The organism is Bacillus sp. 05T21 (assembly GCF_056396785.1).
In genome coordinates, this window is sequence record NZ_JBFTMD010000045.1 from 1 (window position 1) to 23,175 (window position 23,175).

The 23,175-nt window shown below is 35.1% G+C and carries 20 protein-coding genes and 2 pseudogenes; 5 read left to right on the forward strand and 17 right to left on the reverse strand.

Annotation, left to right across the window (positions count from 1 at the left end; all coding sequences use genetic code 11):
- A partial coding sequence (locus AC1DKZ_RS31120; protein WP_476997828.1) for an ATP-binding protein occupies positions 1-180 on the forward strand: 180 nt, incomplete at its 5' end.
- Between the two features lie 168 nt (positions 181-348).
- Here the strand turns inward: AC1DKZ_RS31120 and AC1DKZ_RS31125 are convergent.
- Positions 349-543 carry a hypothetical protein gene (locus tag AC1DKZ_RS31125; protein ID WP_033732005.1) on the reverse strand — a complete coding sequence of 65 codons (195 nt, stop codon included), beginning with the start codon at positions 541-543 and terminating at the stop codon, positions 349-351.
- A 1,439-nt stretch (positions 544-1,982) separates the two neighbouring features.
- Here AC1DKZ_RS31125 and AC1DKZ_RS31130 point away from each other — a divergent pair.
- Positions 1,983-2,615 (forward strand): lysozyme family protein, encoded by a 633-nt coding sequence (locus AC1DKZ_RS31130; RefSeq protein WP_476997829.1) that lies wholly within the window; start codon positions 1,983-1,985, stop codon positions 2,613-2,615.
- A 784-nt stretch (positions 2,616-3,399) separates the two neighbouring features.
- Here AC1DKZ_RS31130 and AC1DKZ_RS31135 read toward each other — a convergent pair.
- The 11 genes and pseudogenes from AC1DKZ_RS31135 to AC1DKZ_RS31185 all read right to left on the reverse strand — a co-directional run bounded on the left by AC1DKZ_RS31135 (position 3,400) and on the right by AC1DKZ_RS31185 (position 13,587).
- Positions 3,400-3,837: an NUDIX hydrolase gene (locus tag AC1DKZ_RS31135; protein WP_476997830.1), complete on the reverse strand. Its 438-nt coding sequence runs from the start codon at positions 3,835-3,837 to the stop codon at positions 3,400-3,402.
- A 799-nt stretch (positions 3,838-4,636) separates the two neighbouring features.
- Positions 4,637-5,614, reverse strand: a complete 978-nt coding sequence (locus AC1DKZ_RS31140) for a DUF4179 domain-containing protein (protein ID WP_476997831.1) — start codon at positions 5,612-5,614, stop codon at positions 4,637-4,639.
- Between the two features lie 3 nt (positions 5,615-5,617).
- Complete coding sequence (locus AC1DKZ_RS31145; protein WP_002016748.1) at positions 5,618-6,148, reverse strand: RNA polymerase sigma factor SigX; 531 nt, start codon at positions 6,146-6,148, stop codon at positions 5,618-5,620.
- 404 nt (positions 6,149-6,552) lie between these two features.
- Positions 6,553-7,299, reverse strand: coding sequence for a CPBP family intramembrane glutamic endopeptidase (locus AC1DKZ_RS31150; protein ID WP_377864976.1), 747 nt, complete (start codon positions 7,297-7,299; stop codon positions 6,553-6,555).
- 313 nt (positions 7,300-7,612) lie between these two features.
- Positions 7,613-7,723 (reverse strand): YjcZ family sporulation protein, encoded by a 111-nt coding sequence (locus AC1DKZ_RS31155; RefSeq protein ID WP_000540371.1) that lies wholly within the window; start codon positions 7,721-7,723, stop codon positions 7,613-7,615.
- A gap of 608 nt (positions 7,724-8,331) precedes the next feature.
- A pseudogene (locus tag AC1DKZ_RS31160) lies at positions 8,332-8,427 on the reverse strand (YjcZ family sporulation protein); the annotation flags it as partial.
- 293 nt (positions 8,428-8,720) lie between these two features.
- A complete protein-coding gene (locus AC1DKZ_RS31165) occupies positions 8,721-9,701 on the reverse strand; it encodes an alpha/beta hydrolase (protein WP_476997833.1) in 981 nt (326 codons plus the stop codon).
- A gap of 182 nt (positions 9,702-9,883) precedes the next feature.
- A complete protein-coding gene (locus AC1DKZ_RS31170; protein ID WP_476997834.1) occupies positions 9,884-11,251 on the reverse strand; it encodes a sensor histidine kinase in 1,368 nt (455 codons plus the stop codon).
- Positions 11,248-11,922 (reverse strand): response regulator transcription factor, encoded by a 675-nt coding sequence (locus AC1DKZ_RS31175; protein WP_002142571.1) that lies wholly within the window; start codon positions 11,920-11,922, stop codon positions 11,248-11,250. Before AC1DKZ_RS31175 ends, AC1DKZ_RS31170 begins: the two co-directional genes overlap by 4 nt.
- A 386-nt stretch (positions 11,923-12,308) precedes the next feature.
- Positions 12,309-12,552 (reverse strand): annotated as a pseudogene (locus tag AC1DKZ_RS31180) (GNAT family N-acetyltransferase); the annotation flags it as partial.
- A 147-nt stretch (positions 12,553-12,699) separates the two neighbouring features.
- Positions 12,700-13,587 (reverse strand): LysR substrate-binding domain-containing protein, encoded by an 888-nt coding sequence (locus AC1DKZ_RS31185; RefSeq protein WP_002142572.1) that lies wholly within the window; start codon positions 13,585-13,587, stop codon positions 12,700-12,702.
- 142 nt (positions 13,588-13,729) lie between these two features.
- On the opposite strand from AC1DKZ_RS31185, the gene AC1DKZ_RS31190 reads away from it, so the two are divergent.
- Entirely contained in the window at positions 13,730-14,488 is a 759-nt protein-coding gene (locus AC1DKZ_RS31190) for an NAD-dependent epimerase/dehydratase family protein (protein ID WP_476997835.1), read from the forward strand.
- 453 nt (positions 14,489-14,941) lie between these two features.
- On the opposite strand, the gene AC1DKZ_RS31195 is transcribed toward AC1DKZ_RS31190, so the two are convergent.
- Positions 14,942-15,532: a histidine phosphatase family protein gene (locus AC1DKZ_RS31195; RefSeq protein WP_048543746.1), complete on the reverse strand. Its 591-nt coding sequence runs from the start codon at positions 15,530-15,532 to the stop codon at positions 14,942-14,944.
- 213 nt (positions 15,533-15,745) lie between these two features.
- Here AC1DKZ_RS31195 and AC1DKZ_RS31200 point away from each other — a divergent pair, with 213 nt between their 5' ends.
- Positions 15,746-17,176, forward strand: coding sequence for an IS4 family transposase (locus AC1DKZ_RS31200; protein ID WP_098174384.1), 1,431 nt, complete (start codon positions 15,746-15,748; stop codon positions 17,174-17,176).
- Between the two features lie 983 nt (positions 17,177-18,159).
- Here the strand turns inward: AC1DKZ_RS31200 and AC1DKZ_RS31205 are convergent.
- From AC1DKZ_RS31205 to AC1DKZ_RS31215, 3 genes are all read right to left on the reverse strand, one after another.
- On the reverse strand, positions 18,160-19,098 hold the full coding sequence (locus AC1DKZ_RS31205) for an alpha/beta hydrolase (RefSeq protein WP_476997836.1): 939 nt from the start codon (positions 19,096-19,098) through the stop codon (positions 18,160-18,162).
- A gap of 51 nt (positions 19,099-19,149) precedes the next feature.
- Positions 19,150-20,223 carry an LLM class flavin-dependent oxidoreductase gene (locus AC1DKZ_RS31210; protein WP_372475244.1) on the reverse strand — a complete coding sequence of 358 codons (1,074 nt, stop codon included), beginning with the start codon at positions 20,221-20,223 and terminating at the stop codon, positions 19,150-19,152.
- 100 nt (positions 20,224-20,323) lie between these two features.
- Positions 20,324-21,583 carry an MFS transporter gene (locus tag AC1DKZ_RS31215; protein ID WP_476997837.1) on the reverse strand — a complete coding sequence of 420 codons (1,260 nt, stop codon included), beginning with the start codon at positions 21,581-21,583 and terminating at the stop codon, positions 20,324-20,326.
- Positions 21,584-21,858: 275 nt separating this feature from the next.
- On the opposite strand from AC1DKZ_RS31215, the gene AC1DKZ_RS31220 reads away from it, so the two are divergent.
- Entirely contained in the window at positions 21,859-22,440 is a 582-nt protein-coding gene (locus AC1DKZ_RS31220) for a TetR/AcrR family transcriptional regulator (RefSeq protein WP_476997838.1), read from the forward strand.
- Positions 22,441-22,794: 354 nt separating this feature from the next.
- Here AC1DKZ_RS31220 and AC1DKZ_RS31225 read toward each other — a convergent pair whose 3' ends face one another.
- On the reverse strand, positions 22,795-22,953 hold the full coding sequence (locus AC1DKZ_RS31225; protein ID WP_000549711.1) for a hypothetical protein: 159 nt from the start codon (positions 22,951-22,953) through the stop codon (positions 22,795-22,797).
- Positions 22,954-23,175: the final 222 nt, after the last annotated feature.

The window sequence follows — 23,175 nt, forward strand, 5'->3', positions numbered from 1 at the left end:
ATAGGAATGTCTTCCCAACAAATAAAACGTATTGCCTTGCCATTTTATTCAACAACAGAAAAAGGTACTGGGCTTGGTACTATGATTGCGTACAGTATTATTAAAGAATTAAACGGAGATATAGAGATAGAAAGTGAACTAGGAAAAGGAACACACTTTTCTATCACTATCCCCTGCTAATATAATAGAAGATTTATTTAAATGATATTATTTTGTAGCTAATATAACCATATAAAAAGAAGACGTAACTATTCGTCCTCTTTTTATATGGTTCTGGTGCAAAAATGTTAGTTAGAAACATAGAGTAGCAATTTCACAATTTATTCACAAGTACCGTTAAGCGCAAGTTTACGTTAAGTATGCTATTTGCATAATAATGTTTTCAAGAAAAAAGTAGCTGTACTTTTGTGCAGCTACCTTTTTATGCAATAAATCAGTAATAGATATTCGAGCTGCAATAAATGCCCCTTTTATACTTTGAAATGTAATTTGCAAACTACAATTTGACATAATTCTAATAGTATGGGACGTATATTTCTCCATAAAAGCAACTTATTTTTATCTCTTTTAAACAATTTATCATATTATTTTCATCTAATTAGGCACAGAAACATTTTGCAAAATCTTACTACTTTTAGGAAAAACGTTTTTAGGGTACATTTTAAAATAGCTCTTTTTCTTTGAAATGTTTCTGTGCTTAATATTTAAAATATCTTATGTCAAAATTTTCCGCAACAAATATGTTAAATTATTCATAATTATATATAATACGGAATATTAAAGTTAAATATTCCGTATTATACTCTATTAAATATAGCGTATTTAATTTATTAGTAATTAATTTATTAGTCTAAGTATGAATTATAAAGTATATTCGTTTAAAATTGTCACAATATAATTTTATATTCGACGTTTTTAATTACTCGTGAAACATTTGCAAATGTTTTAACCGTTATGTATAAAGTAAATATCCCCTCTAAATATAAGATTTACTTAATTTAGATTCTTTCTCTCATAGTCGTAATGTCGAAAAAAGTCGATTTTTTATATTTTTTCTTTATTTTCTAGTTGTAAACGTTTTATTTTCATGTTACCATCTTAATCAAACATTAGATGGTAATAAAACTTAAAGTATTTCTTTCCCTTAGAGACATATAAACGTTCGGTAATACCATGAAAATAAGGCCAAAGAAATATGAGTTACCTGATAAAAGATTTAATAGGATTTTTACCACTTTAATTTTCTGTTAATTCAGAATGTAACACTTTAACATTTTGTCCCTAAACAAAATTTAAATTTTAGTGTGGTAAACTCAAAAAGCTAAATCACCCACCCAAATTAATAAATGATATATCCTGTTATATCTAGCGATCAGTCATGAGAAATAGATTTCTTCCTAAGAAAACTTAGCCCATTAATAAAAAGTGTCTAAATTTCTATCTTTATTACCATCTATTGTTGATAACATATTTACCAACTATAAAAAAGAGCCTATTGAAGGTTCTTTTTATTATAATCATTAGCACTTCAATTATTGATAATCATTGGTGTTGAATCTTTATTCCCTCACCTTATATAGCTTTCTTTTATTAACACTTGAAGACTTATTGAGGTACGGTTCTGATTTTAATTTTTTTTTATTTTTAAGCGACTAATTTCCGAATGATGGGCCATCCACAGTTTTATATCTAATAAAGAAAGAATTATATCTGTTTCAAGTGATATTTTGCTTACCTCCTTCTCTCTTATGGGTTATGTAGATAATATATCTCTTGAATCTGGAGCCTTTAGAACACATAATAGATACCCTAAAAAATGGATTTTATTTTATCTTTATCTTATCTTTAAATTTTTCTATTAAACTTAGCATTTAGAAAAAAATTTTCGAGTCTAAAAAAGCTGGGAAATAGAGAATTATTGAATTTTTTTAATAACCAGCCACCATTGAAAATAGGGTTTCTTGTAAAAGGAGGAGTAATATTTGAAGAATAAGAGAAAAGTACAAACTATTATATTATTCTTTATTAGTATTTTAGGGTTAGGAACAATAATCGGGATACTATATTTTAATGACAAAACCAATACTCAAAAAAATAAAGCGTTTGCTACCGAGGAACGTTTATTGCAATATGAGCCCATCATGAAAAAAGAATTAGAAAAATATAATTTGGGAGAAAAAACAGCAATTTTACTAGGAATTATGTACCACGAGAGTAGGGGTGAGGGCAACGACCCTATGCAATCTTCCGAATCACTTGGATTAAAGCCAAATGAAATCCAAGAGATAAACTTGAGCATTAAACAAGGGGTAAAGCACTTTGTTCAAATGTATATATATGGAGAAGAAAAAGGTGTTAGCATGGATACAATTATTCAAAGCTATAATATGGGGCCAGGCTATATTGATTTTATTGCCAATCAAGAAGCTAAACAACACTCGGAAGATACAGCTAAACAGTTTTCTAAGTTGAAAGTTGATCAGAATCCAGCTACATACACTTGTGGTGGAAATAAACAAAATTTTAGATATCCATATTGTTACGGTGATTTCACATATACAACAAAAGTGAATGAAAAAGCAAAACTTATTGAAGAACGCCTCCAAAAAAATTAAAATTGTATATATTTGTTTGAAGGAATTTCCCATTTACTTTTATATGGTTTTTCATCAACTTTTATCTCCTCTTACCATCTAAATGTATATATACAACTATCGTATCATATTTCAATTTAAATACGGCTCTAGTTACATATTTCGCAAGAAATCTATCCAGAATATAAATAAAATCACCATTTTACATGAAATAGTATCCACTTAGCGAATTCATTAGGCATAAAAATAAATGTAGATTCAATAAAAAGAGAGTACCCTCGCTATTGGTGCTCTCAATGTGAATTAGGGTTTATCCTGAGCATTGAATAGGACACGAAGAACTCGTCCTGTTACATAATATTATGCTTGTCCATATTATAATGTGCAATAAAAAAAGCACCCTCGCCCAGGCGCCAAGAGATACATATACGTTGAGGTAACTAACACGCTAGAAAAGGCCCTTCCATATCATTGTATGATTATCAATTATCTTTATACCTAGCAGACTCATTAAATACGTTTAATGTATCATTTCTATTAGTTTAACCATGCCTAATGTCATCCAATTCATTCATGGTTAGTATTCTAAATAGACCAACGATGTATTATAATACTTTATATATCCAAGGAGGTTTACTATGCTTAATTTTCATAAAACATTCCCCATCTTAGGATTCTTTTGGTTTTTATATAGTTTTATCGGCATCATCTTTTTATTACTATTCCTTAGCGTGTAGTAACAACGCGTATAAATATATGTTTAATGTGTGATTTCTATTATCGGCTTTGTTAACTAACACTTAAATTATTTTAACAGCCTTTTGTTTAATTCCCACAAAGCTGTTTTGTTACTATCCCATTTTAAAAGCGTTACGGCTTCCTCAAAGCACAGCCATTTATAATTGAAGTGTTCTTTAGATAATTTAATATTTTTTGTAGAAACTTTAACTCCAAAAGAAAATTCTTTTATTACATAAACATCTTCGCCCCAAAGAAATTCACCAACTACATCCTCTACTGGTAGTGAAGACACAAAATCTAGTTTTATATATGGACATTCTCTTATAATACCAGCCTCTTCAAACGCTTCCCGTTTTGCTGATTCAATAGGAGTCTCACCATCTTCTCCACCACCAGCTATTCCTTGCCAATAACCATAATCACTTCGATTAAAAATGCCATATTGAATGGAATCATCAGTTTTTATATAAGGAAATATCAATACTTGATACGGCGCTCTCATTGCTTAACCTCCTCTCGAAAAAATATGAACAATTTATTCACTAACTTGCTATTTTAGTAAATAAAGAGCCAACATCAAAATTCTACATTAATAATGCAGGTTTATGGTATCGGCTCTCCATTTTTTAAGAATTTTATTTTTCATAAATAGGTTTACTCTTAACGTGATAAAAACCTACTTATTTCTTATTTAATTTGCTTAGCGTGTTTTTTTCGAAATGCTGGCGGTATCACATGTTGACTAACCAGTCCAAATAGTCCCTAAAACGGTCGTTTAAGGAACTTTATTTATATCTATCAAAACTGACTGAAATATGTTTAAAATTCAGTTCAAAAACTCATTACCAAAAACAAAGTTTTATATCAAACATCAAATACCGTTTATGGAACACTCTTAATGTACGGAAATCCAAGTTTTTTAAATAAAAAGTTCCTTAGCGTACGAAATTCGCGTTATGTTGGCGGGACCCCATCGCCATCAAGTTAAGGTTTTGAAGTACCCCCTAAACGAAAAAATTCTTTCTCTATAGGGGCACCATATCAAAAAAGAAAATTGTAAGTTTAGACACATTTTAGATACAAAATAACCGATTCCTTATACGTTAAGGGACCGGTTATTTATTTTCCTACTTTTTTAGGGAGGTTTTTCTCGTAATGATCTTAAATGATTGATTTAAGGTTATAAACTTAAATCATAAATAAAAGATAGAGTAAAAACTATATAAGAAATAAATGTAACGAAAACAAGAAAACATATAAACTGAGCATTAGATACATATTGTTCTATTCTTTTTTTCATTTTAATTAGTATTATTTTTCAGATGTGAAGTATCAATTTGAATTTCACCTTTCCAAGATCCAATTACTTTTCCAATTCTATTTATATTTACATCTAAAGTAAGGGGCTGTTTAAAATCGTCTTTTCCCTCAGAAACTATAACAAATGTAGCAACACCTTCGGGTTTATCATTATCACGAATGCCTACATTATTTAATTTTTTACCTGCTGCCATAAGTTCAAAAGGAAGACGGTCATCTGAATCATGGATAAATGATAGTCTCCCTTCATGTTTAATCTCAGGGTTTTCCTCTTGTTGCCCATTAATTTTACCATCATTTTCGAGCTCTAATCCTGATGTATCAAATTCAAATGGTACTAAACTTCCGTCAGCTTTTTCCATTCTATAATGAACTGATATACGTGAATCTGCGATATATAATTCTTTGAAATGTACAGTAATACCTTGATCTGTAATTTTTTCATCAATAGGAATATATTTACCATTCTTCACCATATCTTGTGTGACACCATTTTCATCTTGTATTCCTTCATTTACAACTTTATCATTTGTAATTGCATCAGAAAAATATGAGGCAACATTTGTAGCCGCTACTTGTACTTGTGGAATCATTGCTGTTGTGAAAAGTGCTGCTGCAGCTACTGCTGTATACATGAAACGTTTTGATTTTTTACTCATGTTTGTAAAGAGTCCCTTCTTCTGTTGTTTTTTGTGATTTATATTAGAAAAATTGTCTAGCTTGGAACGACTTTCAAATGTTTTCCATGCTTGTTCTATATCAATTTTGATTTCTTGTGGTGAATTTGCAGATTCTTCATCTAGCATTACGTTCTCCCATTGATTTAATTTACTGATTTCTACTAATAAATCTTGGCATGCTTCACATGTATCTAGGTGCTTTGTGAATTCCTTTCTTATATCATGAGAAAGTTCTCCATCAATATATGTTTGAATAAATCCGATATCATAACATTTCATTTGTTATGCCTCCTCCATTTGTTTATAAATCTTGCGAAATTTCATTTTGGCTCGGACCAATAATGTTCCAATAGAAGATATTTCAATTTGAAGTATTTCTGCAATTTCTTTATATTGAAAACCAGAGAATTTCATTAGTAAAAGGGTTCGTTCTCGATCATTCATTTTATTTAGTATCGTTTGTACCTTTGTAATTTCTTCTTTTCTTATCCAATCATCGTCTAATGATGAAACATTTTGTACTTCATGGTATTGTATTTCTTTATCAATCTTCGCTTGTTGCCTTTTTTCAGATCGCAAATGGTTATAAGCTACATAAGTAGAAGATTTAATCAACCATCCAGGTATGTTTTCAATTACTTTCCAGTCGCTACGATATAATTGTAAAAACACTTCTTGTGCTAACTCTTCAGCGATAGATTGATCTTTAACAATCCATATAATCTGTTTAACAGCATAAGCATAGTACTGCTTAAATAAATCTTCAAAAGGCATATCAGAAGCATGACTTTCCTCATTTTCTATGGTTAACATGTTAGTTTAAACCTCACTTTCAATTTGATGCCTGTATTATAGAGAAACCAGAAAAACGGATTTTGTGACAGTTTTTCTGGTTATTTTTTTATTATGTACTAAAAAAAGCATTCATCTGATTAAAAGATAAATGCAAAAAGGGAAATGAAAACATAAAACTATAACTCTTTCAGTAGTTTTCTATTAATGGGGTACCGCCACATCGCTATCAAGCTAATAAAAAGAAATGCCCCCTAGAATGAAAAAAACGCCATCCTTTCCTATGATTCTACAGAAAGAATAACGTATTTTTTCATTTTAGGGGAATAATTAATCTCTTAAGTTGATGAGCATGCAGCAAGCCCCTTTAAAGGTAATATTGTGGTACCAGGCTGCCCTCTATACTGAAAAGGTAATATCACAACTCAAACTGCTATATTTATTTCCTGTCGAATACACTCTTTTTTATTAGCACGTTTCCATAAATATATGGTGTAGAAGAATAAAATTGCAATAATAATATATGCAAAAAGCGACGAGGCTTGAACATTCCCCATAAAATTAAAGAAATTATTAAAAGTGTGGAAAGTAATGGGGATAATAATTGATTGCTTATTTACGATAAGTAAGGACAGAACAAGTCCAACTAAAAATGCATATATGATTTGTAAAATAGTATCTTCAATAGACTGCCCACCAATTAGTTGTAATAAATGGGTGATACCAAACAAAAAACTTGAAATCAAAACTGATTTTTTTATCCCCTTTGAAAACAACATTTTGAGCATAAATCCACGAAAAAAGATTTCCTCAATAAATGCAACAACAAAAAATTGCATGATAAACATAAAAAATAAGTCAGATACCGATGTTGTGTTTAATCCTTTATTACCAAGTAGTATTACTAATAGAACAAGCACTAATGGGGAATTTAATAAAATGGTATTCTTCATTGAATTATTTAACTTAATATCAAAGAAATAGAATTTCCACTTGTTCTTTATTGTTAAATATATTAAAATTCCCACTGCTAAAGGAACAAGTCCAATAAATTGTAATACTGGACTGGATGGCTTAGTAATAATTTGATAGGCCCCGTTAAGCGTGTAAAAAATCATTAATAAAAATTCTAACCCAATAATTTTTAAAACAATATTCTGATTTACCTTCATCTAGAATCCTCCCCTATTTATCGATTTGAGCATTTTTCTTTTGGATTACTGCACTGTTACTATTTATAGATTAATAGTAACTTATTAATTCATCAAATAATTTACTGATTTTTCAAAAAAATATAGTATAAAACACTTTATTGTCCTCATGATAAGGTAAACAAATACCTCAAACGAGAAAATTGATCTCTTCAAATTGAAAATATATAAAATTCCTTTTTGGGGGTTTTATATATTTTTTTAGTTGATGGCGATGTGGGGAGACCCCATAAAGAAAAGACACCCATATAAGAGTGTCTTTTCCAATAGTTTTTTAGCAGAAGCAACTGCATCCGATAATGATTAATAAAATAAATAATACAACAAGTAAAGCAAATCCTCCAGCAAAACCGCAGCCTTCGCCGCAACTACCACCATAGCCCATAATAATATTTCCTCCTTTAGATAAGAGGGTGAAACTAGGGTTCATTCCATGTATTTTAACGGGTTCACTTTACCTTATGTTTTTATGCCTGAATTGAGCAGGTCCTAAAAAAAAGACACCCTAAGGTGCCGGTGCCTTCCTCCGACTTGAACCACTTTAATTTAATAATATGTATTGGACATTAAGTAAACACGTCCTATAAAGCAGAATCATTTATTTTCAACAGATTGTTAGTATACAAATACAAGAGAATCGAGATCGTTTGTTTGGCTAGATTAAAGCAACGCCACACCTATATGGTTGAGATGTGTTACGCCTTTTAATCGGAGAATCAGCTTTATAGAACGTGTCCACAATTTATATTTTACTACATGTAATATTTATTTTATGTAATTTTTACAAATATGTATAATTACATAAAATTTACGAGAAAAAGAGAGTATACTTTGATATTGTGTAATAAAGATAAGGCCCACCTACGGAAATAGGTGGGTTTTTTGTTGGGCATTACTATCTCATTGCACAAAAGGGAATTTGCATTAAAATAATATCATATTCTTAGAGTTCTTATATTGAGAAAAAAGACACTCTTATGAGTGCCCCTTTTTTTAGTAACCGAATCCGCCGCTACCGCCGCCCCAACAACTACATCCTATAATGATTAACAGGATGAATAGAACGATCAGTAAAGCAAATCCGCCACCTAACTGTCTACGCTTAAAGACTAAAGTTACCTTTAGCCCTCCAAGACTCGCTACGAGCGAATGGCTAGTTCTTACTCGACGGGAATCCCACCCGTTATATGATACGACCTAGGCTTGGCCGCACACCTGCCTCGTTAGTTAATATGAAAATGAAACCCAATGTCTTTCAGGCGAAAGTATAATCTTGGTTTGGAAATATACAACTGTTTGGACATAAAAAAGACCATCGAAATGATGGTCTTGCAGACTGTAGACAAATGCATAAAATAACGGATGAACATTTCTCTGAACACTTACTTTACTTCTTTCATAAATAGTCTAACGTTTTCAGCGATTTCTTTGAATTTGGTATGGTGTAAATAATGTGATCCATCCATGGTTACTACTTTTCCATGTACCGAGTCTTTGATCTGCCCTTCATGCAGAGGTATCCATCCTGCTACATCTTCACTATTCGCTTGTACAAAGAGAAGAAGTGGAAGATATTTAGGGAAGATTAAACCTTGAGCCCCTTTAAAATTAGACGAAATATGGTCCATCTCATTCAAGGTTGTGTCATTATACATGTTTTTATTCGAAATCATTTTCATTTGCTCTACGGTTTTTTCATCAAATGCCAGTCCAGCATAGGGGTCAGCACTGATTTTCATAGCCAATCTTAAGAGGCCTGATTTTTTGAGATATGCAAACGTTTTTAATGGGAAATTGATATCCATACCCGGTTGTGTTGCAACACTGCTATCGATTCCGACAAATGCAGTCACCTCGTTTGAATATTTGTTCACATAATCAATTCCATAAATACCTGTAATGGAGTGGCCCATGAGCATGTATCTGTTAATATTAAGCTGCTGTAGAGCTTCATGAACTTCACTTACCATATTCTCCGTGGTTCGCTCTTTTACAGTTTCATCACTTAATCCATAACCGAAAGGCTCTACTACAACAACTTTGTAAAATGGAGATAGTTCATCGATAAGAAGCTTAAAATCAAGCCCTGGAGTAGCTGTTCCATAACCAGGCAGGAGCACGATCGTTTCCTCGCCCTCGCCTTGAATTAACACATTCATGTTTTTCCCGTCTACAGATACGTGCTGCCCGTAGGGCACTATTCGTTTTTGCTCCGAATGACTACTCATCACATTTACGATATAAACAATACCTAAAAAAAGTACAATGGCTAGAACGATTGCTCCTATGATTTTAAGTAAGATGTTTCGCACTTTCTTTATTTTCATTCCACTTAGCGTTTTCTTTTCCTCTTGTTGTGTCACTGTCATCTTCTCCTGTCCTGATCTGTTTGCCTTCCTTCATGTGCCTGTAATGAAAACTTAACCAATGAAGATGTACTCACCATGACGACAATATGAACTGAATATGAACTGCCAAAAAAAATGCTACGGCTCTATATACAAGTAAGCTTGCATATGAGTCGTAGCATAGAGAATGAATCTAACTAATCTGTTGGTGTAGTGATTGGCAAGGTGACAATGAAGGTCGTTCCTTGACCAAGTTCACTTTTCACTCGGATGTCACCTTGATGAAGCGACACGATCTGTTTAACGATAGCGAGTCCCATACCACTTCCGTCATACTTACGACTGTGGGAACGATCGGCCTTAAAAAAACGCTCGAATATACGCTTCTGGTCGTCAAGGTTAATACCAATACCAGTGTCGGATATTAGGATTGTGACGTTTTTGATATCTTGTTTGATGCTTACGTTAATCACGCCGGTATCCTCGGAAAATTTGATGCTATTTCTGAGGATATTCGTCCATACCTGATTTAACAGGTCATGATCAGCCGTTACTTTAACTGTCTGTAAATCAAGCTCGAAATGTATATCGCGAGCAGACCATTGTGGCTGGAGCGCCACAATTATCCTTCGGATTTGTTCATCGAGGCTGAGCGTGACGAGCCGCAGTTGCTTTGACTGCGATTCAAGAAAACTCAGCTTTAACAGGTTATCGCTCATTTTGGACATCCTTTTCGCTTCAGCGATGATAATATCAAGATAACGGCTTCGTTCGTATTCTGAAAGGTCAACTTGCTTAAGCACTAGAGCATAACCGGATATCGAAGTGAGCGGAGACTGAACCTCGTGCGACACGTTCGTTACGAATTCCCTGCGCATCTGCTCAAGTTGCTGCAGATCGTGCATCATTTCTTCGAAGCTGCGAGCCAAAGTACCCAGCTCACTCGTTTGCTTAATATTCAACTTGACGTTGAAATCTCCAGATGCTATCCGCCTGGTCGCTTTTGTCAGCTTTTTTATCGGTCTTACCAGGAATACAGAGGCAACTAGAATCAATAAGCTTCCTGCAATCAACGAACATGTTGCAAAGACCACTGCCCACTTTGTGACAAAAGAGGCTGAAGGAGGGGCGAGCGCTTCCAAAAATATCGCTTTCGTTCCCATTTCCGTTTTCAACGGCAACCCTAAGAGGACCGTGGCAATACCATTAGGAGTGTCCTGAACAACACCTCCATCTAATACTTTCTTTAGTTGCTCCATCGTCACAGGCGCAGGTTTGTGTCCGTGAAGTTTACCGTAAGACTTGAACTGACCCGTTGCTTCGTAAATTCGAATATAATAAGAATCGAGCTGCTTCATTTCACTTACGAACAAGTCCGCTTCACGTAACGGAAAGGTCTTGTAAATCCGGACGATGTCTTGGCCAAAGTTACGTAAGTTGATTTGAGCGTTTTCGTTCAATTTATCTTCGAATATCCAAGTTGACACCAAAAAAGAAATGATCGTGCCCCCGATGATGGAGACTAAAAATGTCAGGACAACACGTATATATAAGGATCTGATCATTCATAAACCTCAAGCCGATACCCAAGCCCGCGCACCGTTTCGATCCGAAAATCGTGTGTTGTCGCGAACCGTTCACGCAGCCGTTTAATATGTACGTCTACCGTTCGATCATCTCCGGCGTAATCGATACCCCAAATCTGATCGATCAACTGCACGCGCGTATAGACTTGTCCGGGTGTTCCAGCGAGCTTATACAGCAATTCGAACTCCTTTAGCGGCAACGTAAGCGACTCCGTCCCTTTCATCACCTTATAGGTCTGTCGATCAAGGATGACGTTCCCTAAATGGATCGTCTGCGTGGAGCCAATCTTGTATCGTTTGAGTAGTGCCCTAACACGAACCGTCAACTCTAACGGATCGAATGGTTTGGTTAAATAATCGTCCGTCCCAAGTTCGAAACCTTTCACTTTCTCCCATGTTTCTCCTCTCGCAGTCAGCATAAGTAAAGGTAGATCAGGATTGGCTCTTCGGAGCTCCTTGCTTAACGTCCAACCATCCATAATCGGCATCATAATGTCAAGTACGACAAGATCGACATTCGTTGAGATGTAGACGGCCAGTGCTTCCTTGCCGTCCGCTGCTTCAGCTGTTGCGAATCCGTCGTTGCGTAGAAATAAACAGACGAGTTCGCGAATGTTCGCATCGTCGTCAGCAACTAGTATAGTAGGCATCGGTTCCCTCTTTTCCCTGTTTTCCACCGCATTATTTCAAGCAATCATTATACTATAAATTAACACGTATGTTGATTAACCAAAGTAATACAGTTTCTTGATTTATCGACCTGTAGAATTCAAGTGTTTCTTTCAAACTAATTTGCCACTCAATTGACAAGGCTTCACAAAGAAACAGGCGTGTGAAACCTGCAAATGACAAGCGTTTATTTTGTCTTTTGGCCTTGTGCACGAAGAAATTTCAGCAAAGCATAGGCAATTATAGCTGTGAATAACTGATTGAACAACGCATTGGATGTTGTGCCAAACAATACGGGAACGTTCAAATTCAGCTAAATCCAGCGGAAAAATGATTCAATTGCCCAGCGCGATTTGTACATGGCGGCGATTCCTTCGGACAGATAGATTGATAGAACGCATATTCCCCAAACTACTCCAGTAATTACACCATCTGAAATAACACGTCCCATACCCACTAATTATTTTTCATCAAATGTGTATGGCGTATCAACTTTGATTGCACATTCGTTCCAAATCATTACTTGTTAATTTAAGTGAATTCCATCATAAAGATTCATATAGGTTTAGTAATTAGTCAAAGTTATTAGGGTGTTCTGTCGTACAATTTATATATTACTATATAATCACCTCCTGATTTTTGTATATTATATTTCTACATCGACACATAATATATAACTTTTTCTCATTGCTTATTGAATTAATCTGCTCCGTTCAAGAAGAACCATATCAGTTTAAATAACTCAGATTTTGGCAAAATTAAATTGATTCAAATGATACCCACCTTTTAGTAATCTCAGAAAATTTCTTAGTCGCGAGTGAGGTTGGTTTTCTTATAGCTAATCCAATAGTTCGATAGCTATCACTTTCAAGTGGAATTGCTGCAAAAGAAATTTTTGATGTCGGTATAATCATTTCTGGCAATATACTAATTCCTAGATTATTCTCCACCATGGAGATCACTGAGTATTCATTCATATTTTCGAATCGAATATTGGGGCTAACTTTATTCTCCCTAAATATTTTTTGAATATCATCATAACACTGATATGTTGGCATAATAAAAGGTACATTTTCTATTTGTTGCATTGATACTTGGTTTTCCTTACATAATGGGGATTGGTTAGATACAACACATAAAAGTCGATCCCTCTTCAATTGTACGATTTCAAAGGATTTTTCAAAGGATTCAAAGTAAGTATCATTATTAATAAATCCACAATCTAATCTCCCGTTTTGTAACCAATTCTCAACCTCAGCATAGTTTCCTTCCAGTAATTCGATTTCAATATTTGGAAACTTTTCCTCCATTTTTTTAAGAATACCAGGAATCCAGTTTTTAGAAATACTCGAAAAAACCCCCACTCTTACTGTTCCTTTTTGGAACCCATTGATAGCGGCCACTTCCTGCTTCAGCATGTTGTTATAGTATAAAATTTTCCGAACGGTAATTAAAAGCTCCTCTGCATTTTTGGTCAATGTTAAAGTAGAGTGATTACGAATAAATAAAGGAAAGGAAAACTCTTTTTCCAAACTGCTAATTGCATGACTTACAGCAGATTGGGTGAAACCTAACACTTCTGCAGCTTTTGTAAAACTATTGAGTTCTGCCACTTTGTTAAATATTTCATATTTTGTTAAAGTCACTATGGTCCTCCTCATGAATTTTATTCATGTCTCCATTATATTTCTTCGTTTTATTTAATGCCATTACCAACATACAATAAGTGCATGCTCTATTATATGACCCTTGACAAGGGATGTATTTTTTATGGAAGGATGAAGTGAAATGCAAAAAATTTTAGTTACAGGTGCTGCAGGTAAGATTGGCCAAGATGTTACAAGATTCCTAGATAAGCAAGGGAATTACCAGTTACGGCTAGCAGATATTAACTTATCTGCTTTAGAAACTTTTAAAGATACAAATCATGAAATCATATATTTAGATGTTTCTGATTTAGCTGCTTGTCAAGAATTTACGAAAGGTATAGATATAGTTATACACTTGGCAGGTAATCCTTCGCCAAATGCTGATTTTTATGGCTCCTTATTAGAAAATCATATAAAGGGAACCTATAATATTTTTAGAACTGCTAGTGATAATAATGTATCCAAAGTGATAGTTGCTTCCAGTGCTCAAACAATTGAAGGCTATCCTTTGGATTATCAACCACATGCTTATTCACCCACGAGACCCAAAAATATGTACGGGGTAAGTAAGTGTTTTGCAGAGGCTGTTGCTTCTTATTTTGCTTATGAAGAAGGGTTACAAAGTCTTGCTATTCGTATAGGTGCATATGATGATTATAATCCATATGGTAAACCACTAACAGCTAGAGATATGAGTGCATACTTAAGCCCAGAAGATTTTATGGACCTTCTCTTAAAGTCGATGACGGCAAAGAACTTACCTCCATTTTCAATTTTACATGGTGTATCTAACAACAGGTTTAAACGAATTGATATTGAAGGAACAAGAAAGTTAGTTGGTTATAGCCCAAGTTCTGATGCTTTTGTACTAAGTGGTATTAAGTTTTTTGATTCTTGATAAAGGCATATCTAGAAAAGAGATTATATTATTGTTATTTAGCTTTTATTTGTTCTATTTTCAATAGCTACAGTTTCTATAATCATAAATATTCCAATTTTCCCAGATAGAGCACACTATTCTTCTGTCTCATTTGTGGAACAACTCTATTGTCACCACTAGTTCCACAGATGTTCTTTTCCTTTTCAACATAATGGGGTAGCACCACATCGCCATCAAGTTAAGAAATACATTCTTCCCCAAAACGAAAAAATGAGTTGTTTTTGTTACGTTACCAGTTCTAACAAAGATTTGCTACGTTATTCCATTTTCCAATGTGTTTTTGATTTTTCAACTATATCTTCTTCAAATGATGAATGAAACAAATGTCAAGTAACCCTAAAATATAATACACTTACGATGTACTATATTTTAGGGTTACTTGACGTTTACTTTATATAATGGAATCTTCGACTATATACATTCTAAGTGATTCGTATCGTTGATAAAATGAATTACTTTTTCTTTATCCGTAAGTTCAATCATACTAATCCCTGTATCTCCTACTTTAAAATAGTAATCCATGTTAATTGGCATTTGGAAAAAGGCACGTAATATACTAGTAATTACCCCGCCATGAGCTACAATTGCAATCCGTTCATATTTATTTTCTGTCACAATTTTAGAAAATATCGTTTCAATTCTCATTCGAAACTCAATGAATGATTCCCCATTTTCAAAACGATCATGAAGAAATTTTGGCTCTGGATACTTTTTCGCTTCTTCGAAAGACATGCCAGCCTGTATACCATTATTAAATTCCATTAATTCTTCTTCAAATTTCACTGGACAACCAATTGCTTTCGCTAATGTTTCAGCAGTTTCTCGCGCCCTCTTTAATGTACTTGCCCATATAAAATCTGGTGGAAAGTCATTTTTCACTTTATGTACTAAACCTTTCACTTGTTTTCTACCCATTTCCGTTAATTCAAAATCTGCTCTTCCTTCATGTACGTTTAAAATATCCGCTTCCGATTCCCCGTGCCTAATTAATAGTATTTGCATACCTTTTCCCCCTTACATCTTTTAAACTAGATTGATATATTACCATATTTTACCGATATATTCAAATGAATAAGAAATTCTTACTTTTAATAACATATTCTTTAACTTGTGGTACCGTCTCATCGCTATCAAGCTAACAAAACTAAATTTCCTTAAAATGAAAAAATACGCTATTCTTTTTGTAAAAACATAGGAAAGGATGGCGTTTTTGGTATGAACTTATCGACTTTTGATAAATTAGAGTTGTTTTCTAAAGAGTTACAACGATATATGTCACCTGGTGCTTTAGAACAATTAGCTAGAGAAATAGGATTTGTTCAAAGAAAAAGTAAATATCGTGCGCAAGATTTAGTAGCTCTTTGTGTTTGGTTAGGCGAAAACATAGCAAATACTTCATTGACACAACTATGTAGTCGATTAGAAGCTAACACAGGTATTTCTATGAGTCCAGAAGGACTCAATCAACGCTTTAATTCTCGAGCTGTACAGTTTTTACAACAACTCTTAGCACATTTACTTCACCAACAATTTTGTGCTTCTAGCAAGATTCCAACTTTGTATACAAAATATTTTCGACGTATCCGCATCTTGGATTCTACCCATTTTCAAATTCCAGATAAATTCACTTCTACATATCAAGGTTCAGGTGGTAGCGGTCAAAGTGCTGGAGTAAAAATTCAACTAGAGTATGATTTACTAAGTGGTCAATTTCTTCATGTTCATGTAGGATCCGGAAAACACAATGATAAAACGTATACTTCTACTTGTTTAACATCCCTTCAACCGAACGATGTATGTATACGTGATTTAGGATATTTCGACTTAAAAGATTTACATACTATAAGCGAGTGTGATGCTTATTTTATTTCGCGATTAAAGCTTAATACACGTATATATCAGAAGAATAAAGAACCTGAATACTTTCAAAATGGAACCATAAAAAAGCAATCTGAGTACATCCAATTAGATATGGAGCAATTTATTGACCAATTACAGTCAGGTGAAACATATGAAATTCCTGAAATCTATATTGGAATGTATCAAAAGCTTCCGGCAAGACTAATTATGTATAAATTAACTGAAACGCAAATGAAGCGTAGACAAAAGGATTTAGCTTCTAAAGAACATAAGAAGCAAATTACCTATAAAGAACGCAGTAAACGACTTAGTGCAATTAACTTTTACGTTACAAATATTCCATTGGAATATCTGCCAAAAGAGCAAGTATACGATTTTTACTCCTTACGATGGCAAATTGAACTTATCTTTAAAACATGGAAAACATTTTTTCGTATTCATAAATGTAGTTCTGTAAAATTAGATAGACTAGAATGTCACTTATACGGACAATTAATAAGTATCCTTCTTTGTTCCTCCACCATGTTTCAAATGCGCCAACTACTCCTCATCAAGAAGAAACGAGAATTAAGCGAATATAAAGCAACTTATATCATAAAAGATTATTTCTTACTTATTTATCAATCTTTGCAAAAAGACACCCAAGAATTAACAAAGATATTGTTTCGGCTGTTCAATCTTTTGCAGAAAAACGGACAAAAATCCCATAGGTATGAGAAGAAAACAGTCTTTGATATCTTAGACGTCGTCTACAACTTTTCCATGTCTCATAATCATGTAGCGTAATTCAAAAAATCGAAACCCAATAGGGTTTATTTGATATGCAATTCTTTAAAAAACTTACACGGGATCTTTAGAAAAAAGAAGAAATCTCGCGTGAAATTAAACTAATATAAGCTTAGCTTGATGGGCATGGGGTAGCACCATCAAAACGCGAATTTCGTACGCTAAGCAAAATTTCATAAGAAAAAGCCGATTTCCGGTACTCTAAGAGAATAATTGGCTTTTTACTGTTAAGTTGTTTGTAGTGATCGTAGGGATTCTAATGATGCAATTTCTTTTATACTAAATCGGTATTTTCCTAGAATATTAATGTGTTCCCATTCTAATGGAGAAATATATTTCAATAATTCTTCATTAAGATGGGAATTAAACAACTCAACTTTCGCACCTATAAAATAAGCGGGGAGATTTAGCTATATTGAATTTAGAGTCTATCAATTGTGTAATGTACAACTTGAGTAAAATGAAAAACACCTCGATCCTTGGTATAGTGAGATTACCTAGAAATCACTACCACAGAAGAGGTGCCTTAACTACAATAGCTCAAAATAACCAATATCATCAACTACCAAAAGAACTTAATTCTATTTTTTCCGAGCTTGAAATGAATATCCAGCTAAGGAGGCAGTCTATCGCTTCTTATAAACGGTGCCAATGTTCAATTGGCGCCCTTTCCTGCTGCTGTTTAGTATGAATGCGATTAAAAAAGTAACTCGACTTACGAAAAAAACCGCTCCAAAGTGTTGATTGTGCTTATCATCGTAACCGCAGTAAAAAAGTTGAATTGCTAGCACACTATTTTGAAACCTTGGTTAACTATTCCAACTTTGAAGTATTTCCTGTTATTAATCAATGAGTAAGGGGCAAAATTTAAAGTATATGGTGGCACTATTTGTACTTCTTTCTGTAATCTCTACTCATCGAATAAATTTAGAGCTATCACTCATGCCTTCAGTTGAATACCCCGATGACTGAACTAAGATAAGTTATGGATGAAGCGCCCGTGCCATCGCATCAAAATAATTCTGACTGGCACGCTGACTCACTTCGGCTTCAGGCACAAGTACTTCAAAGCAATGGAAGCAGCCGGGGTAGAGATGAAATTCAACATCTACTCCTGCTTGTGCAAGTCGTGTTACATATTCAATAATTTCATCTCGGAATAAATCGAGTTGACCTACACATGTATAAGTTGGCGGTAGTCCGGCTAAGTTTTCTGCTCTCGAAGGTACGGCATAGGGAGATGGTTCGTTAGTATCGTTCTTCTTTCCCAAGTACATATTCCAAGCCGTTAAATTGTTTGATCTATTCCATGTTGCATTGTCTTCTATAATCTCATAGCTTGATGGTGTTATGTTGTGGCTATCAAGCATCGGATACAGCAGCATCTGAAAAATAATAGATGGACCTCCTTTATCACGAGCCATTAACGCAAGCGCTGCTGTTAGTCCACCGCCTCCACTTGCACCGGCGATCGCAACTCGATTCACATCAATTCCAAGCGAGTCTGCCTCATTTGTCATCCAAACCAAGCATGCATAACAATCTTCAATAGCCGCTGGATAAGGATGTTCGGGCGCAAGTCGATAATCGACAGACACAACAACGCATTCAGCAGTCTGAACAAAGCGTTCACACAAAACATCGTCCATATCAGGGTGGCCCATTACGTATCCACCACCGTGAATCCACAGCATAGCTGGAAGTTTATCAAGATTTTTCTCAACGGGTTCGTAAATTTTAACTAACATCTCGCCGGCTGCGCCAGGAATCATTCGCTTGGTCATGTTTACAAGCTCTGATTTTTCCAAATGTGGATTCGACAAGAGACTTCGACTCGCCTCTAAATCCCCCTCTAATTGAAAGCCTGGAAATTGTGAGAAAGCCTGTTTTAATTCTGGTAATACTTGACTGTCAATTTTCATATAAATTCCTCCAGTTAAATAATGAAACTTGATGTAATCCTTATGGAATAATTAACGGAATAGATGTGTCTCCTGTTCTCCTTCAGCTTCCCATTTGGCAATTTCCTCTCTTACACGAGGGGCAACTTCTGTTCCAAGCAATTCTATGGCACGCATGACTTGATCATGTGGCATGGTACTTAATGGTACATACATCATAAAGCGTGTAATCCCTACATGCTTACGAAGATGAATGATTTTTTCGGCGACTGTATCTGGATCACCAACATACAACGCCCCTTCAAAATTTCGTGCAGCATCAAAGCTGGAACGATCATAATAAGGCCACCCCCGCTCTTTACCAAGTTTATTCATGCCTGCCTGAGTGGAAGGGAAAAATGTATCTGCTGCCAATTCCGTATTCTCTCCAACAAATCCAATTGAATGAGATCCCACCTGAAGCTTTGATACATCATGACCAGCGTGAGCCGCTGCTTTCTTATATAGCTGTACAATTCGTGCAAAGTGCATTGGGCTACCACCAATAATCGCCAGCATAAGTGGTAATCCCAGAAAACCGGCACGGATAGCAGATTCCTGATTCCCACCGCTACCAACCCATATCGGTAAAGGATTTTGAACAGGTCTTGGATACACACCTAAATTATTGATTGCTGGTCGATGTCCGCCTTCCCAAGTCACTTTTTCGGACTGACGTATTTTGAGCAGTAGGTCCAAATGTTCTTCAAACAGTTCTTCATAGTCCTTCAAGTTATAGCCAAACAATGGAAAAGATTCGATAAAGGAACCACGACCCGCCATAATCTCTGCGCGTCCATTTGAAATGCCATCCAGTGTAGAAAAATCCTGAAAAACGCGCACAGGATCAGCTGAAGAAAGCACAGTTACTGCACTCGCAAGCCGTATCTTTTTCGTTTGTGGTGCCGCGGCTGATAGAATCATCGCTGGAGAGGATGCTGCATAATCCTTCCTATGGTGCTCACCAACACCAAACACATCAAGTCCTACTTGATCAGCAAGAACGATTTCTTCAACAACTTCACGCAATCGCTGTGCGTGACTTATCACTTCACCACTATGTACATCTGGTTTCGTTTCTACAAAAGACGTAATACCTATTTCCATTTGTTATCTCTCCTAGTCCAATTAGATTTTAAGTCAAAAAAATTAAACATTTCCTTTATGGTAGTAACGTGTTTCTCATATTGGCTAACACACGTTTATTTCATGAAATCTTAACTCGTCTGGTCATAGCCCAAAAAAGAAGAGCGAAAGCACTGACAGAGGCTCCAAGTAAGGAAACCCCTCCCCAGCCAAAGTGTGCGTATATTTGAGTCGAAGCAATTGAACCACCAGCACTGCCGATAGAATAAAACACCATATATCCAGCAGTAAGTCGACTCCGTGCTTCTGTATGCAATGGAAGGATCATGGTTTGATTCGTGACATGTATTGCTTGTACGGCCAAATCAAGTAGAACTATCCCTATCACTAATGCGATTAATGACTGCTCTATATAGCTGATGAACAACCATGAAATCAATAATAGAGCTAAAGCAATGCCTGTCGTTCGTTGTCCGTAACCTTGATCGGCCAATTTCCCTGCCCGTGCCGCAGCCAAGGCTCCAGCCACACCTACAAGACCGAATGCGCCAATTGCACTATGAGATAGAGCAATTGGCGGTGTACTAAGTGGCAGTACTAGTGAAGTCCACAAAATGCTGAAATCAGCAAAAATCAGCATGGCTAGAACGGAGCGAACGCGTAACGTTCGTTCTTGAATAAACAAAGCAAGCACCGATCTAATCAACTGAGGGTAGGATAGCGATTTTACCTCGCGCTCAACATTGGGCAACATCTTTATAAACATAAAAACCATCAAAAACATGAGCGCTGCAGAAAATAGATATACAGAACGCCATCCCGCAACATCTGTTAATATACCAGCAAAAGTACGTGCGAGAAGTATGCCAATAACTATCCCACTTGTTACAATGCCAACGACACGTCCTCTTTCTGTAGGGGAAGCGATGGTCGCTGCAAACGCCACGAGAGTCTGTGTCACAACTGCAAGCAGACCCACCAAAGCCATACCTGCGAAAAGTACCATGCTGGAGGAAGCAGTACCAACTATAACCAGAGCTGTTGTAGATAATAGCATCTGACCGACAATTAGACGTCGCTGGTTTAGCAAATCTCCAATCGGCACGAGTAGTAGTAAGCCCAATCCATAAAAAATTTGTGTAATGGTAATAACAACACCAATAATGGAATGGTTAATACCAAACTCATTAGATAGTTGATCAAGCAACGGCTGTGCAAAGTAAATATTGGCAACAGACATTCCACAGGCAGTCGCAAACAATAATGCCAAAGCGTGAGACATGGATGGCTGTTGATTCAAATTAGGTTTTGTTACGGAAGATTTATGACTTATCTTAGTGTAGAGTGGATCATCTTCTATATTTGTCTCTGTTTTGCACATACCTTAACCTCCAATCACATTAGATTTTTAATCATAACATACCGTTCAGTACAATATGATTACTGGTAAATATAACTTAGCCTTATTCATGATGTCAACGATTTTTTGCACTAAAGTTAATATTGCATTAAATGAATGGAGCTTGATTTGACAGGAAGAATAGCTAATTATATAATAATTACATACTGTTTGGTAATGAAAACAACAATTGTAATTACCTACACACCTATCCTAAAACAATTAATAAAATCAAAGTTTGAGGAGGAGAATTCTTAATGGCAAGAACCCGTGAATTTGATGCGGATCAAGTTTTAGATGCAGCAATGCAGTTATTTTGGGAGAAGGGATATGAGGCTACCTCATTAAGTGATCTTACTTCTAGAATGGGCATTCAACGCCCTAGTATTTATTCGACTTTTGGAGATAAGAAAGAATTGTTTGAAGCCGCACTTCGCAGGTATACAATGTCTCGGGCCTCTGATATACGAAATAGGCTTCAAAGTCACTCCTCTGTAAAAGAGGCATTTTCTATTTTCTTTGCCGATGTCGTCAATGAAGAATACGCAGTGGATCTTAGTAAAGGTTGTTTTTGTATCAATACAATGGTTGAACTAGCACCTCATGATGAGAGATTTGAAATTTTGACCAGAGAACATCAAATGTACCTCGCCGTCATTTTTCAGGAGACGATCGAACGAGGAATTCAATCAGGTGAGCTGGAAGTCAACACAGATGCAAAGTCTTTGGCACAGGCACTGATTGTATCGTTAATCGGTCTAACGGTTATGATGAAATCTCGCCCCCAACGTTCATTTGTGGACAATGTAATAGCAGCGACGCTCACATTACTTAAGTGACATGATTGTATTTAAAAGTACGAAAACCATACCTTTATAGGGGTAACGTCAAATCTCCATCAAGCTACAATTTTATAGTACCCCCAGAACGAAATTTTGTGCTAACTTGTAACAAAAATGCTCATTTTTTCATTTCGGGGTAATTCTGAATTATTAAGTTGATGGGTATGGGGGAGCACCACATGCCCATCAACTCAAAATCTCATACCACCTCCAGAACGAAAATTTTATGCATGTTGCTCATTTTTATTGTTTGGGGATAAATGATTCTTTAAGCTTGATGGCAATTTGGTCCTATCCCTAAAACATCTGAACTGTAATAGCCAACTAAAAAATGCAAACAAAACGACCCCTTTAATCAGTCGTTTTGTTTGCATTTCCTTTTTCTAAAACTACAGAAAAGATAAGTACTATAGTTAACAGCATAATAAACCTTACTTCACTTCCATCACTTACAAAAAATGAATACAAAGTATAAATTAAAATTAATATTCCATAAATAACTTTGTGCAATGAACTCCCCCCTTTTTGCCGTATATATTTTAGTGTAAAAATTTAATTCAAGCCCTATATCAAAATGAAAATAAAAAGCACCTGTGATATACACAAAGTGCTTTTCTCTTGTCAATTTATCTATTTTCACTATATTTATCTATTTTCTTTTTATAACTCAAATTTCTTCGAATCGTACTTTTCTAGAGTTTGCTGCAATTCATTTTGTTCATATGGAATATG

What these genes read in the sequence shown, in the direction of transcription:
- AC1DKZ_RS31125 (WP_033732005.1), bottom strand. Translation starts at nt 543, where the DNA reads ATGGAGAAATATACGTCCCATACTATTAGAATTATGTCAAATTGTAGT.
- AC1DKZ_RS31135 (WP_476997830.1), bottom strand. Translation starts at nt 3,837, where the DNA reads ATGAGAGCGCCGTATCAAGTATTGATATTTCCTTATATAAAAACTGAT.
- AC1DKZ_RS31140 (WP_476997831.1), bottom strand. Translation starts at nt 5,614, where the DNA reads ATGAAATGTTATGATATCGGATTTATTCAAACATATATTGATGGAGAA.
- AC1DKZ_RS31145 (WP_002016748.1), bottom strand. Translation starts at nt 6,148, where the DNA reads ATGTTAACCATAGAAAATGAGGAAAGTCATGCTTCTGATATGCCTTTT.
- AC1DKZ_RS31150 (WP_377864976.1), bottom strand. Translation starts at nt 7,299, where the DNA reads ATGAAGGTAAATCAGAATATTGTTTTAAAAATTATTGGGTTAGAATTT.
- AC1DKZ_RS31155 (WP_000540371.1), bottom strand. Translation starts at nt 7,723, where the DNA reads ATGGGCTATGGTGGTAGTTGCGGCGAAGGCTGCGGTTTTGCTGGAGGA.
- AC1DKZ_RS31170 (WP_476997834.1), bottom strand. Translation starts at nt 11,251, where the DNA reads ATGATCAGATCCTTATATATACGTGTTGTCCTGACATTTTTAGTCTCC.
- AC1DKZ_RS31175 (WP_002142571.1), bottom strand. Translation starts at nt 11,922, where the DNA reads ATGCCTACTATACTAGTTGCTGACGACGATGCGAACATTCGCGAACTC.
- AC1DKZ_RS31190 (WP_476997835.1), top strand. Translation starts at nt 13,730, where the DNA reads ATGCAAAAAATTTTAGTTACAGGTGCTGCAGGTAAGATTGGCCAAGAT.
- AC1DKZ_RS31195 (WP_048543746.1), bottom strand. Translation starts at nt 15,532, where the DNA reads ATGCAAATACTATTAATTAGGCACGGGGAATCGGAAGCGGATATTTTA.
- AC1DKZ_RS31200 (WP_098174384.1), top strand. Translation starts at nt 15,746, where the DNA reads ATGAACTTATCGACTTTTGATAAATTAGAGTTGTTTTCTAAAGAGTTA.
- AC1DKZ_RS31205 (WP_476997836.1), bottom strand. Translation starts at nt 19,098, where the DNA reads ATGAAAATTGACAGTCAAGTATTACCAGAATTAAAACAGGCTTTCTCA.
- AC1DKZ_RS31210 (WP_372475244.1), bottom strand. Translation starts at nt 20,223, where the DNA reads ATGGAAATAGGTATTACGTCTTTTGTAGAAACGAAACCAGATGTACAT.
- AC1DKZ_RS31215 (WP_476997837.1), bottom strand. Translation starts at nt 21,583, where the DNA reads ATGTGCAAAACAGAGACAAATATAGAAGATGATCCACTCTACACTAAG.
- AC1DKZ_RS31220 (WP_476997838.1), top strand. Translation starts at nt 21,859, where the DNA reads ATGGCAAGAACCCGTGAATTTGATGCGGATCAAGTTTTAGATGCAGCA.